Below are 13,290 nucleotides of genomic sequence, written 5' to 3'. Positions count from 1 at the left end.
GAATTAGTATGTTTCCAAAGAATAAAAAATATGCAGGGAAAATTAACCCTGCATATTTTTAAACGAATCAAAAAGTTCCATGTCATCGGCTTTCAGCTTGACATTGGTACAATAATTTTTCCCTTCCGGTGTAGTAACATTGATCTCGATGATTGATCCCTCTACTAATGCGTCCTGTGATACGGCGCGTAAAAACAGCGGGAATTTTGGATGGTTGGCACGAAAACGATCCATGCCTGATTTTATCTTTTGCATCATGGTGATCTGTCGGAAATCCATGTGTTTATCCTCCTTTATTTTCAGTAAATATTACAGATTATAGAAAAATCTGCTGTTGTTGTAATACTTTGATATTGTTAAGACATAATTTTGTTTATTCAGAAACTGAAACAATTATACTGAAAAAAGTTTGGAAAGTCAAAAGAATTTGTCTATGAAAGATGGGATGAAAGACAGGGGCAAATGTGATAAGATAGTAAGACATAGTGGGTGTGGGAAAATCTGCGGATCAAAAAAGTGATGAGTAGAAAAAGACGAAATGTAAGGAGCAAGGACAGAATGAGTGAGGCAATCAAAGAAGCGGAAAAGATACTGAAACAATACTACGGCTATGACCATTTCCGGGAGGGACAGATCCCGGTGATCAAAGCGGTACTGGGAGGCAGGGATGTGCTTGGAATCATGCCGACCGGAGCAGGAAAGTCGGTGTGTTATCAGGTGCCTGCACTTATGATGGAAGGAATTACAATCGTGATCTCGCCGCTGATCTCGCTTATGAAAGATCAGGTGGGAACGCTGAACCAGATGGGAGTCCATGCCGCTTTCTTAAATAGTTCTCTGACTGCAGGACAGTATTACAAAGCACTGCAGCTTGCAAAGCAGGGAAGGTACAAGATTATATATGTGGCACCGGAGCGTCTGGAGACAGAAAGTTTTCTGGATTTTGCACTGTCTGAGCATGTAAAGATATCCTTCGTTGCAGTAGATGAGGCACACTGCGTATCACAGTGGGGACAGGATTTCCGCCCAGGGTATTTGAAAATCCTGGATTTTCTGGATCGTCTGCCGTACCGTCCGGTGGTCGGTGCATACACGGCGACGGCAACAGCAGAGGTAAGAGAAGACATCCTTGATATCTTAAAGCTTCAGAACCCGTATGTGGAAACAACCGGGTTCGATCGTGGAAATCTTTTCTTCGCAGTGAAGAAACCTGTGGATAAGTATAAGGAATTAGTCAGTTATCTGAAGGAAAAAGGATGTGATACATCCGGTGACAGTGGAATCATTTACTGTCTGACAAGAAAAAGCGTGGAGCAGGTCTGTTACGATCTGAGAAATGAAGGGTTCTCCGTAACCAGATATCATGCCGGATTATCGGATGAAGAACGGAAGGAAAATCAGGAGAACTTCATATATGGAAAGCGTCAGATCATGGTGGCGACGAATGCATTCGGAATGGGAATCGATAAGCCGGATGTACGCTTTGTCATTCATTATAATATGCCGAAAAATATGGAAAGCTATTATCAGGAGGCCGGACGTGCAGGAAGAGACGGGGAGCCGTCAGAATGTATCCTGTATTACGAGCCGAGAGACGTAAGAACGAACCGTCTCTTTATTGAAAATGGAGAAGAGAACAGCGAACTGGATGAAGAGACGCGCAAAATTGTGAAAGAACGGGATCTGGAACGGTTGAAACAGATGACATTTTACTGCTTTACGTCGGAATGCTTAAGACAATATATCTTGAATTATTTTGGAGAAAAGAGCAGTTCTTATTGCGGAAACTGTCTGAACTGCCAGACACAGTTTGAAGAGGTAGATATCACATTGGAGGCGAATACAATCCTGCGGTGTCTGGATGCACTGGACTGGAATTACGGGGCAGCGACGGTGATCGATATTGTGCACGGCGGAAAGAGTCAGAAGATCCTGGGCAAGAATCTGGATAAGAATCCAGAATATGCAGTGTTAAGTGAGCGGACGGTTCCGAGATTACGACAGATATTAAGGGAATTACAGTTCCGTGAATATGTGGAAGAAAAGGGCGAACAATATCCGGTGATCTGTCTGACTCCGGAAGGGAAAGCTTTTATGGAGACGGAAGAACTGCTGGTCATGAAGCTTCCGAAAGAAGAGACAGAAAAGAAATCTGAATCAAAAGAGAAGAAGAACAGACGTAAAAAAGGCGCAGTGGCAGCGGAACTTACAGAAAAAGATGCAGAATTATTCGAAAGCTTACGGGAACTCAGACGTGAGATTGCATCGGAAGAAAAGGTACCGCCGTATATGGTATTTGCAGATAAGACGCTTGCCGGTATGTGTGTAATGCGTCCGGCGACACGGGATGAGATGTTGGAAGTATCGGGTGTCGGAGAGCATAAACTGGAAAAGTATGGAGATAGATTCTTAGAAATTCTCAGAAAGGGATAATAGATATGGCAAAAAAGAAAATATATGCAGTAAGAAAAGGACATAAGACAGGATTATTTGAGACCTGGGCAGAGTGTCAGAAAGCGACGTCCGGATACTCCGGAGCAGAGTTCAGAGGCTTTACAGACAGGGAAGAAGCCATGGCATTCTTGCAAATGTCAACTACTGCAAATGTATCTAAGGATGAAGAAAAAGAAGCAGCAGGAATTGTTGAAGTGCCGGAAAATATGGTGATTGCCTATGTGGACGGAAGCTTTGAAAAAAGCATCGGAAGATATGCATTTGGCTGTGTGATCCTGACACCGGCCGGAGAAGAATTCAGAAAATCCGGAAGCGGCTGTGATCCGGAAGGCGTGAAGATCCGGAACGTTGCAGGAGAAATGCTCGGCGCGATGAATGCAGTGCAATGGGCGAAAGAGCATGAGTATCCGGCAGTAGAGATCCGCTATGATTACGAAGGTGTGGAAAAATGGGTGACAGGCGTGTGGCGGGCCAAGACACCGCTTACCAGCAAGTATGCGGCACATATGCAGGAAGCAGCAGAGCAGATAAAGATATCTTTCTGTAAAGTCGCGGCGCATACAGGAAATCATTATAACGAAGAAGCGGATCAGCTTGCGAAAAGTGCGTTGCTTCGTACGGATGAAAATGTGAGTATATAGAGGAAGCAGATGCAGTTTACATGAAGATGTGAACTGCATTTTCAGCAAAAATACATACAGAATTCATAAAGTGTTAATACAATATTGGCATATTCTGGTGTATACTAAATACAAATAATAGATAAAATCAGAATGTAACAGTAGAATGCAGCTGATAAGGAGGAACTCTATGAAAAAAAACGACAGGCGAAAACGAAAACTGCAGGAAGAAGCCTGTGATTATGAAATAGAACGTACACCGACAACCAGATACGAGCCGGATTATGAGGAAGGCCTGACGTCGACGCAGGCAGAAGAACACAGGCGTGACGGGTGGGGCAACGTATCGGTCGATCCACCGGCGCAGACAACGGAAGAGATCATTAAAGAAAATGTATTTACATATTTTAATCTGATCTTTCTGGTTCTGGCGATTCTTCTGATAATTGTGGGCTCGTTCCGTAACCTGACATTCCTTCCGGTCATCATTTTTAATACACTGATCGGTATCATACAGGAAATCCGTTCTAAAAAGACACTGGAAAAATTAAATATGCTAAATGCACCACATGCAACAGTGGTCAGAGACGGAAAGACTTCACGGGTTAATTCGGAGAATCTGGTTCTGGATGATATTGTAATCTTTAAAGCAGGAAATCAGGTCTGTGCTGATGCAGAAGTGGTACATGGAAGTGTACAGGTCAATGAATCTCTTTTGACAGGAGAATCAGATGAGATTACCAAGAATCCGGGAGATCATCTGATGTCGGGAAGTTTTATTGTGGCAGGAGAATGTCATGCAAGACTGGATGCAGTAGGTGTGGATTCCTACATTTCCAAACTGACATTGGAAGCAAAAGCAATGCAGAAGGGTGAGCAGTCAGAAATGATCCGTTCACTTGACAAACTGGTAAAATTTGTCGGTATCGCATTGATCCCAATCGGAATTATACTGTTCGTGCAGAGCTTCTTCTTTAACGGAGATCCATTCCGAAGCAGTATTACTTCTATGGTGGCGGCTGTGATCGGTATGATTCCGGAAGGGTTATACCTTCTTGCGAGTGTGGCAATGGCAGTCAGTGCAATGCGTCTGGCAAAACAGAAGGTTTTACTTCACGATATGAAGAGTATTGAGACCCTTGCAAGAGTTAATGTGCTTTGCGTTGATAAGACCGGAACGATCACAGAGACGAACATGAGTGTAAAGGATGTGGTTCCGACATCCAATTATAAAAAAGATGAAATGCCGGAACTTCCGAAAATGCTCGGTGATTTTGCGAAAGCAATGAGCAGTGATAACATCACTATGGAGGCGTTAAAAGAATATTTTAAAGAAGGAACAGGAAAAAAGGCTGAGTCTGTAACTCCATTTACATCCGCAACCAAATACAGTGGCGTCACATACGAAGAGGAAGTGCATGTACTTGGAGCACCGGAATTCGTGCTGAGAGATGATTTTGATAAATATAAAGAAGAGATTGAAGGGTATGCAGGAAAAGGAAACCGTGTGCTGGTATTCGGTACGTATGACGGAGAACTGGACGGAAAAGCACTGACCGGCAAGGTAACGCCGCTTGGATATGTCCTTCTTGCCAATCCAATCCGAAAAGAAGCACCGGAGACATTTGCTTACTTTGCAGAACAGGGTGTAGAAGTGAAAGTTATATCCGGAGATAATCCCCTGACCGTTTCTGAAGTGGCAAAAGAAGCCGGAATTGCAAATGCAGACCGTTATGTCGATGCAGCGACTCTTCACAGTGATGCAGAGATTGCAGATGCGGTTGCCAATTATACAGTATTCGGACGTGTAACACCGGATCAGAAACGTAAATTTGTACACGCTCTTAAAGACCAGGGCAAGACAGTAGCAATGACCGGAGACGGTGTCAACGACGTACTGGCATTGAAAGATGCCGACTGCAGTGTAGCCATGGCATCCGGAAGTGACGCGGCAGTACAGGCTTCGCAGGTGGTATTACTGGAGTCCAACTTTGCATGTATGCCGTCGGTAGTAATGGAAGGAAGACGGGTGGTTAATAACATCCAGCGTTCAGCCAGTCTGTTCCTGGTGAAGAATATCTTCTCCTTCCTGTTGTCCTTATTCTCCGTAGTGCTGATGATCACCTATCCGATGGAACCATCCCAGATATCGCTGATCAGCATGTTTACGATCGGAGTACCGGGATTCTTCCTGGCGTTCCAGCCAAATAAAGAAAGAATACAGGGACATTTCCTGACCAATGTATTCCTGAAGGCATTGCCGGCAGGCCTGACCGATGTACTGATGGTCGGCGCACTGGTCGTATTCGGTAAAACATTTGATGTAAATACTACAGATATCTCGACAGCAGCAACGATGTTGCTTCTGATCGTAGGATTCATCATCCTGTTCAATATCTGTAAACCGGTCAATATCTTCCGCGGTGTAGTCTGGGGAGGATGCCTGACCGGCTGTATCTTATGTATCATCTTCCTGCCGAAATTATTCGCAATTACGGGAATGTCAACGAAGTGTATCATGTTATTCGTGGTATTCTCGATTGCAACCGAGGCTGTACTGCGATACCTGACACTTCTGGTAAAAGGATTGCAGAAAGGATATCGGAAGATAAGGCATAGAGAAGAAGAGATTTAATTCAGGAAGGCATGATTACCCGGACCTGCATAAAAAGTAGGAAGCCGTTCCTGTTCAGGTTCCGTCGGTGGGAAATACTAAAGCGTCAAAATTATGCTAAAAACGGGCTTCCGAAATTTGCAACTCGCCATTCGGCTCAAACAGGCAAATTTCGAAAACCCAACGCATAATTTTGACGCTTAACTATTTCCAACACCTTCTTCACATTCACTGGAACGGCTTCCTACTTTTTATTCCGTGGGTATCAAATGCCTTACGAATGAAACCTGCTAAGAAAAGTCAATAATTATTTTTATCTTTTTTATTTTCTGTCACAAAATATATTTGCGTACCACAAATAGACTGTCTGATTGGCAGTCTAAAAAATTATTTATTTTATATAAGATTATATATTTTTATATAGTTCGGTTACTCGAGCATAATAAATGCGTAAAAACTTATTTAATCCGGCTATCTTTGCTGATTTTTTACTTTTACCTTCTGATTCCTTTTTTACAACATATCGGTAAACCGGATCTTCTGGTCTGGAACGCATTTTTAAACTTCTCATTGTTTCGTATCCTACTTTGCGCAATGATGCTGAACCACGTTTCGAGATTTTCCTATTACAACCTACAAATTGGCCAGATTCATACGGTGGTGGATCAATTCCTGCGAATGCAACCAATGCCTTCCCGTTGCGAAATCTGCGAACATCTCCTATTTCTGCAATTAACTTTGGGGCTAATGTATTTCCCACTCCACCCATTTCTCTTACAACCGAATATTCTGGCAAAGTCTTGGCTATTTCCTGCATCCGTGATAAAATTAGACCAAGGGTTGCATCAACTTCCTTGAGCACCCGAACTGCTTCAGTCACCAGCATTTTGACCGATGAGGTTTCTGAAGGTAATGTGGGAATACTTTCCTGAGCCAGGGTGTATATAACTTTGGCTTTTTCCTGGCTTGGGACGTATTTCTTTTCTTTTGCCCAAAGTATATACTTTTCAGTAAATTCCTGTTCAGACATAGATGTTATTATATCATAATGCCAAAAACGTTCCACAAAATCACTTCTTTTATCTTTCCGATTTGTTTCATTCCAACTTGCAAGAAGATTCTTTATTCCAGGCATGGTCAAATCTAAAAGATGGGTCAATTCAGCGAGAGATAAAAGATGAAGCTTCATATAATGCCGATATTGCTGTCCAAGCAACTTCAACTCTTCATAAATCACTCCAGAAATTTGAAATTCTTTCATTTTAAACCAATGATCAATTCCATAATTAGCAATGATACGGGAATCAATCTTGTCGGTTTTGGCTTTTCGCAGACTTTCGTTACGATAACTTTTCATAAGATACGGATTAATTACAGAAACAAAAAATCCTTTTTCCTGTAAATATGTAAGAATTGGAAGATGATAAATTCCGGTTGCTTCCATAACGATTTTGACTTCATCATTTAGTCTGAAAAGCATGGAAGATAATTCGCTTAAATCCTTATGGGTATGGGTAATATTGAAAGGCTTACTAACAATCTCTCCATATGGTTTCAAAATACATACTGTACTTTTCCCTTTTGATACATCAATTCCTACGCTGATCATAATATACTCCTTTTCTTTTTATAGAATTGCAGTTGTTTATCCCATCTACACTTATTATGATTCAGTTTAGTTCGTTACGCGAAAGCTCCTGCGAGTTTCAACCTGCTTAAATGAATGTTTATAATAAGGGGATGGCTGACGGTTTCATTCACGGATGTGAAAATCCTAATGGCAATATGTCATACCAACTACTTCCCTTATTATAATAAAATAAGTGTAGATGTTAGAGTTAATTCCTCTCTAACAACTACACTTTTATGGTACTAAATGGCAATTGCGTAACGGTTGTGGCTTCCGCTGGGGTACACTTCCGGGCATTTTATTTATTAACATTCGCTGCCAGTCACGACTTGAAGGAAACAATAATCCTTATCTATTGTTTCCTTCAAGGACTGAGAGGCCGCTTCCCAGTTAATAAATTAAATCCCAACAACATTTCCTTCCAGATCCTTCCAGGTGAATTCGCCGCCCTCGCAGATCATATATCCATGAGCAGAACCTTCCTTAGGAATTGATACAGAACCTGGATTCATATAGATAAAATCCCCCATATCTTCATTTGCAGGAATGTGTGTATGACCATTCAGAAGAATATCTCCTTTTTTCAACATCGGAGGATTCTTTGGATTGTGATGATGTCCGTGAGAAGCGAAGATGGTGCGCCCGTCAATTTCAAGGAAGCAGTAGTCGGCAAGAATCGGAAATTCCAGTACCATCTGGTCTACTTCCGTGTCGCAGTTACCACGGACACAGAGCAGCTCCTGTTTCATAGGATTTAACATGGCAATGACTTCCTTTGGATTGTAATCCTTTGGCAGGTCATTACGCGGACCGTGATAAAGGATGTCTCCGAGAAGAAGAAGGCGGTCAGCACCTTCACGTTTGTAAGCGTCAAGCATTTTACGGCAGTAGTAAGCAGAGCCGTGGATATCGGATGCAATCATTAATTTCATATGTATATACCTCACTTTGATATTATATAAGTATCTGTTGTCAGAGCATCTAATATCAGAATGAATATCAGGAGATCTGATATCAGAGCACCTAAAAGAATTTTAACATAAATCCCGGGAAAAATATAACAAAATTAAGAACATTAAATTGTCGACATTCACCATTATACATTTATAAAAGAATGATTTACAATAAAGTTAAGAAATGCAGAAAGCGAGGAAGTAAGATGAAAGCTTACGAAAGATTTTTAAAGTATGTGTCTGTATGGACGACAAGTGATGAGACGAGCGAGACGGTTCCATCGGCAGACAGGGAACTGGTACTTGCAGAGTTACTGGTGGAAGAGATGAAAGAACTGGGAATTGAAGATGCGAGAGTGGATGAGAAAGGATATGTATACGGATCTGTTCCTGCAACACTGGGATGTGAAAATGCACCTGCACTGGGACTGATCGCGCATATGGATACAGCACCGGATGCGCCGGGAGATAATATTCATCCGCAGATCATCGAGAATTACGATGGCAAAGACGTAGTACTTGGAACAAGCGGAAAGACGATCAAAGTAGAAGAATTTCCATATCTGGCAGATTTAAAGGGACGGACATTGATCACGACAGACGGAACAACACTTCTGGGCGCGGATGACAAAGCCGGAATTGCAGAAGTGCTGACTGTCGTAGATGAGATTCTGAAAGAAGGACTTCCACATGGAAAGATCTGTATCGGATTCACACCGGATGAAGAGATCGCAAGGGGAGCAAAGCATTTCGATGTAGAAGGATTCGGTGCGGATTATGGATATACACTGGACGGAAGTGCAGAAGGTGAGATCCAGTACGAGAACTTTAATGCATCTACAGCACTTATTACAATTCATGGTGTCAGTGTACATACAGGAACTGCAAAAGATGTACTGGTGAATTCGCAGACGATTGGAACAGAATTCCACCAGATGCTGCCGGTATCAGAAAGACCGGAGACAACGGAAGGGTACGAAGGATTCTATCACCTGGTAAGCTTTCATGGAAATGTTACAGAGACAAAGATGAAGTACTTTATCCGTGACTTTGATACAGAAGGATTCCATGCAAGAGCGGCAAAAATGCAGGAGATCGCAGACAGTCTGAATGAAAAGTATGGAGCAGGAACGGTTGAAATTGAGATCGTAGAATCCTATTACAATATGCGTGAGAAGATCGAACCATGCATGCAGCTCATTGAATATGCAAAGAAGGCCGCAGAAAATGCGGATATCGTTCCAGATGTTGCGCCGATCCGCGGGGGAACAGACGGTGCAAGATTAAGTTTTAAAGGACTTCCTTGTCCGAATCTTGGAACCGGTGGATATGCATTCCACGGGGTGTATGAGCATATTACGGTAGAAGGAATGGATAAAGCTGTTGCGATGGTAAAAGATATCGTTGGTATGTTTGCAAAATAAACAGGGATTTCTTTGGCGGTTGGTGCTTGTTTGTAATGACGATCTGCTGTATTATGGGGAAGTACAGTAAAGAACCGTTTACATTTGTCAGACAGGAACGGAACAAAACGGAAGATGAAGAGGAATATAATGGAAACAAATATCATATCAGAACTGACAACATTTATAGAACATGCACCGACAGCATTTCATGCGGTTGCAGAATTAAAAGAGATCCTGAAGCAGGAAGGATTCGAAGAATTAAAAGAGTCAGAAAAGTGGAAGGTCAAACCTGGGAAAAGATACTATGTAACAAGAAATAATTCCAGTATCATTGCAGTAAAAGCCGGAAAAGAACTGGACAACTACAGTTTCCATGTGACAGCATCACACAGTGATTCGCCGGCATTTAAACTGAAAGAAAATGCGGAGATTGAGGTCGCAAAGAAATATACGGTACTGAATACCGAAGGTTACGGCGGTATGATCTGCCAGACATGGTTCGATAGACCATTGTCACTGGCCGGAAGAGTTATGGTTAAGAATGGGGAAAGAATCGAAACCAGACTTGTGAAGGTGGACAGAGATCTTCTGATGATTCCGAGTCTTGCAATTCATATGGACCGGAAAGTGAATGAAGGAAGAGCTGTTAATAAACAGATTGATATGTTACCGGTATTATCGGGAAGCGTGAAAGAACAAGGAGAGGTAAGATCCTTAGTTGCAGAAGAATTGGGATTAAAAGATACGGATATCTATGGCATGGATCTGTTCTTGTATAACCGTATGGGAGCGGTCAGATGGGGAAGCAACCGTGAATTTATCGGGTGTCCGAGACTGGATGATCTGCAGTGTGCATTTACATCTATGAAAGGATTCCTGGCAGCGGAAAATGAACAGAATATCAATGTCTATGCCTGTTTTGATAACGAAGAAGTGGGTTCGGGAACAAAACAGGGAGCTGCATCTACATTTCTTTATGATGTATTGTGGCGGATGAACAAAGCACTTGGAAAGAACGAAGAGGAATTCTACCGTGCAGTAGCAGGAAGCTTTATGCTGAGCTGTGACAATGCCCATGCGGTACACCCGAATTACAGGCAGAAGACGGATGCGACAAACTGCGTCTATATGAATGACGGCATTGTGATCAAATCACATGCCGGACAGAAATATACGAGTGATGCGGTCAGTGTGGCAGTATTCAGGATGATCTGCGAAAAAGCAGGCGTACCATTACAGTATTTTGCTAATCGTTCGGATGAAGCCGGGGGAAGTACATTGGGGAATATTGCGATGACGCAGGTGTCCATGAATACAGTGGATATTGGATTACCGCAGCTTGCCATGCACTCGGCCTATGAGACGGCCGGTGTAAAGGACACGGAGTATATGGTGAAAGCGGTAGAGACATTTTATGCATCGCATATCCAGGCTGATTCGGATGGAAATTATCAGATTAACCAGTAGTTAGAAAAATAAAACAGGATAACAGAAGTTATGACAGAATTAGGATACAAGACATTACGTGAAAGAATTGTAGATATTATAAGAAAACGGATCATTAACAGGGAATTGCAGCCGGGGCAGAAGATTGTCGAACAGGAACTCGCAAAGGAATTCAAGACCAGCCGTGCGCCGATCAGAGAGGCACTGCGCGAACTGGAGAACGAAGGTCTGGTAGAATATGTAAGAAATGCCGGATGTTCCGTGAAAGAGATCACATTCGAAGAATCATTTGAAATCTATCTGATGCGTGCGAATTATGAGATTATGGCAGTGCGTCTTCTGGGAGGAAAGATACCGGAAGAAACGCTGCAGGAAATGGAAGAAATCCTGGAACGCATGAAGAATCTGAATGTGGACGAATATGATCAGCTGTTTTCATATGATAATAAGTTCCACAGCTGTCTGATCAGAATGACCGGAATGAAAAGTCTGTATAAGGCATGGAAAAGTCTGAATTATGGGAATATCGTAACGGGTTATAATCTGGCATCGGACAAAAAAGCAGTGATCACACGACAATATCCGATACATAAAGAACTGCTGGAAGCATGCAAGAGCAGGAAAAAAGAAGAAATCTGCAGGGTATTGTCGGATCATTATATGGCTACGATCCACAGACTTTTAAAAGAGCAGGGAATGACGGAAGCAGACACGAAGTTTTCACTGGACTTTCTGATTTCATAAAGAAGTTGTAGAGGAATCTTGGAGAGCATGATTCCGGGAAAATGAATGATGGATGAAAAAGAGAGATGTTGGTGTAATGACACAGGCATTTCTTTTTTTGTCATGTGTTGTAAGGAGATGCCTGTAACGATCTTTTTAGCATGCGGCAGGTTTTAAAATGACAGATGTTGTGCATAAAACACAAAAAGAGATATAAAATACAAATAATATGTTGAAAAATATACAAAAATATGATATATTACATTCAAACATTGACGATTGTCGACAAAAGATATTAAAGCTTGCAGAACGTCCATAGGGAGATATGAATATGTTCAAAAAAGTAGAACTTGGATTTCTGTTTGTCGGACTGGCATTTGGTGTGATGGCATTATGTGAAATTACCCGTGGAGTCGGAGCAGATGCTTCGGTAAAAGCAAGTGTACTCTGGCCGAGGGAGAAGAGTAGAAAAATATATCAGCTGAAGCAGTCATCGGAAGGAAGTATGCGAAATGAGTCTTTGGAAATATAAATATTTTTTGGATGTAGTGGAACTCAAGAGTTTTACAAAGGCCGGAGCAAGAAATTATGTAACACAGACGGCAGTAAGTCAGCAGATCGCCTCTTTGGAAAAAATGGCGGGAGGGACTCTGCTGGAGAGAGGCAATGGTGAGATCTGCCTGACAGAATTAGGCGAGATTGTCTATGAATATGCCAGGGAGATGGTGCAGACGTACGAACGGATGCTGCATGAGATAGAAAGATATAAAGAAAGCAGCGTGGTCCGTATCGGAATTGATAGTTCTATAAATAAATTGTTCTGGGCAAAGATGCAGAAGATGATTAATGATAAACATTCTGAAGCAGACTTCCGTTTCAGTAAACTGGATTCCTACATAGGCAGTCGGATGTTGAGAGAAAATACATTGGATATTTATATCGGATACGGACTGAATGAGTTGGAGCGGCCGGAGGAAATAGGAGAAAAGCCGTTGATATCCAGCCGGATCGGGGCATATATCGGACATGAATCATCGATAAATGAGCAGCCGGAGTTTAAAGCAAAGGATCTTGAGCGTTATACCAGATATGGAACAAAGTCATATTTATGCAGTATGATGAATGGACAAAAGAATGATCCGCAGTTGCTTACACAAGGAATAGAATTGGTTGACAATGTGGATACCATGAAATTAAAGGTAGAATTTAACGACGGATATGCACTGGCAGACAGTCAGTATTTCTCCTATAGTGATGGAGATATGCTGCTGCTTCCGGGATATGAAGGAGAGTGCGTGATCAAAGCATTCTACAGAAAAAAAAGAAACAAAAAGAAAGTAAAAGAGATTCTGGAAGAAATTAAAAATGTAGTGAACTCATAAGAAAAAATTATCGATCGTGAAAAACGATCGATAATTTTTTCGGCAATTTTAAAGGAGAAAAC

The 13,290-nt window shown here is 42.0% G+C and carries 11 protein-coding genes; 8 read left to right on the top strand and 3 right to left on the bottom strand.

The genetic code is table 11. The features are described from left to right. Window positions 1-42: 42 nt before the first annotated feature. Window positions 43-279, bottom strand: a complete 237-nt coding sequence (locus tag NCY30_RS11590) for a hypothetical protein (protein WP_006428386.1) — start codon at window positions 277-279, stop codon at window positions 43-45. A gap of 279 nt (window positions 280-558) precedes the next feature. Between NCY30_RS11590 and recQ the strand changes: the two genes are divergently transcribed. The 3 genes from recQ (at window position 559) to NCY30_RS11575 (ending at window position 5,709) form a co-directional block, all read left to right on the top strand. Continuing rightward, window positions 559-2,433, top strand: a complete 1,875-nt coding sequence (gene recQ, locus NCY30_RS11585; protein ID WP_250818758.1) for a DNA helicase RecQ — start codon at window positions 559-561, stop codon at window positions 2,431-2,433. Between the two features lie 5 nt (window positions 2,434-2,438). Continuing rightward, on the top strand, window positions 2,439-3,095 hold the full coding sequence (locus NCY30_RS11580) for a ribonuclease H1 domain-containing protein (protein WP_006428390.1): 657 nt from the start codon (window positions 2,439-2,441) through the stop codon (window positions 3,093-3,095). Window positions 3,096-3,264: 169 nt separating this feature from the next. After that, window positions 3,265-5,709, top strand: coding sequence for a cation-translocating P-type ATPase (locus NCY30_RS11575; RefSeq protein ID WP_250818757.1), 2,445 nt, complete (start codon window positions 3,265-3,267; stop codon window positions 5,707-5,709). Between the two features lie 385 nt (window positions 5,710-6,094). Here the strand turns inward: NCY30_RS11575 and NCY30_RS11570 are convergent, their stop codons facing one another. Then, on the bottom strand, window positions 6,095-7,297 hold the full coding sequence (locus NCY30_RS11570) for an IS110 family transposase (protein WP_173784866.1): 1,203 nt from the start codon (window positions 7,295-7,297) through the stop codon (window positions 6,095-6,097). A gap of 419 nt (window positions 7,298-7,716) precedes the next feature. Then, complete coding sequence (gene yfcE, locus NCY30_RS11565; RefSeq protein ID WP_022416022.1) at window positions 7,717-8,250, bottom strand: phosphodiesterase; 534 nt, start codon at window positions 8,248-8,250, stop codon at window positions 7,717-7,719. A gap of 227 nt (window positions 8,251-8,477) precedes the next feature. Here yfcE and pepT point away from each other — a divergent pair, with 227 nt between their 5' ends. From pepT to NCY30_RS11540, 5 genes are all read left to right on the top strand, one after another. Beyond that, entirely contained in the window at window positions 8,478-9,695 is a 1,218-nt protein-coding gene (pepT, locus tag NCY30_RS11560) for a peptidase T (protein WP_250818756.1), read from the top strand. Between the two features lie 129 nt (window positions 9,696-9,824). After that, window positions 9,825-11,144 carry a M18 family aminopeptidase gene (locus NCY30_RS11555; RefSeq protein ID WP_022416020.1) on the top strand — a complete coding sequence of 440 codons (1,320 nt, stop codon included), beginning with the start codon at window positions 9,825-9,827 and terminating at the stop codon, window positions 11,142-11,144. A gap of 30 nt (window positions 11,145-11,174) precedes the next feature. Next, entirely contained in the window at window positions 11,175-11,867 is a 693-nt protein-coding gene (locus NCY30_RS11550) for a GntR family transcriptional regulator (RefSeq protein ID WP_173788368.1), read from the top strand. 310 nt (window positions 11,868-12,177) lie between these two features. Then, entirely contained in the window at window positions 12,178-12,378 is a 201-nt protein-coding gene (locus NCY30_RS11545; RefSeq protein ID WP_130096201.1) for a hypothetical protein, read from the top strand. Continuing rightward, window positions 12,359-13,228 carry a LysR family transcriptional regulator gene (locus NCY30_RS11540; RefSeq protein WP_250818755.1) on the top strand — a complete coding sequence of 290 codons (870 nt, stop codon included), beginning with the start codon at window positions 12,359-12,361 and terminating at the stop codon, window positions 13,226-13,228. The genes NCY30_RS11545 and NCY30_RS11540 overlap by 20 nt, the downstream gene beginning before the upstream one ends. The last annotated feature ends 62 nt before the right edge of the window (window positions 13,229-13,290 follow it).

The sequence above is a fragment of the Dorea sp. MB18-49 genome, from assembly GCF_023669465.1.
GTDB classification, from domain to species: domain Bacteria; phylum Bacillota; class Clostridia; order Lachnospirales; family Lachnospiraceae; genus Dorea_A; species Dorea_A longicatena.
The sequence above is the reverse complement of the archived record's forward strand: the minus strand, read 5'-3'. Positions and strand labels throughout refer to the sequence as shown.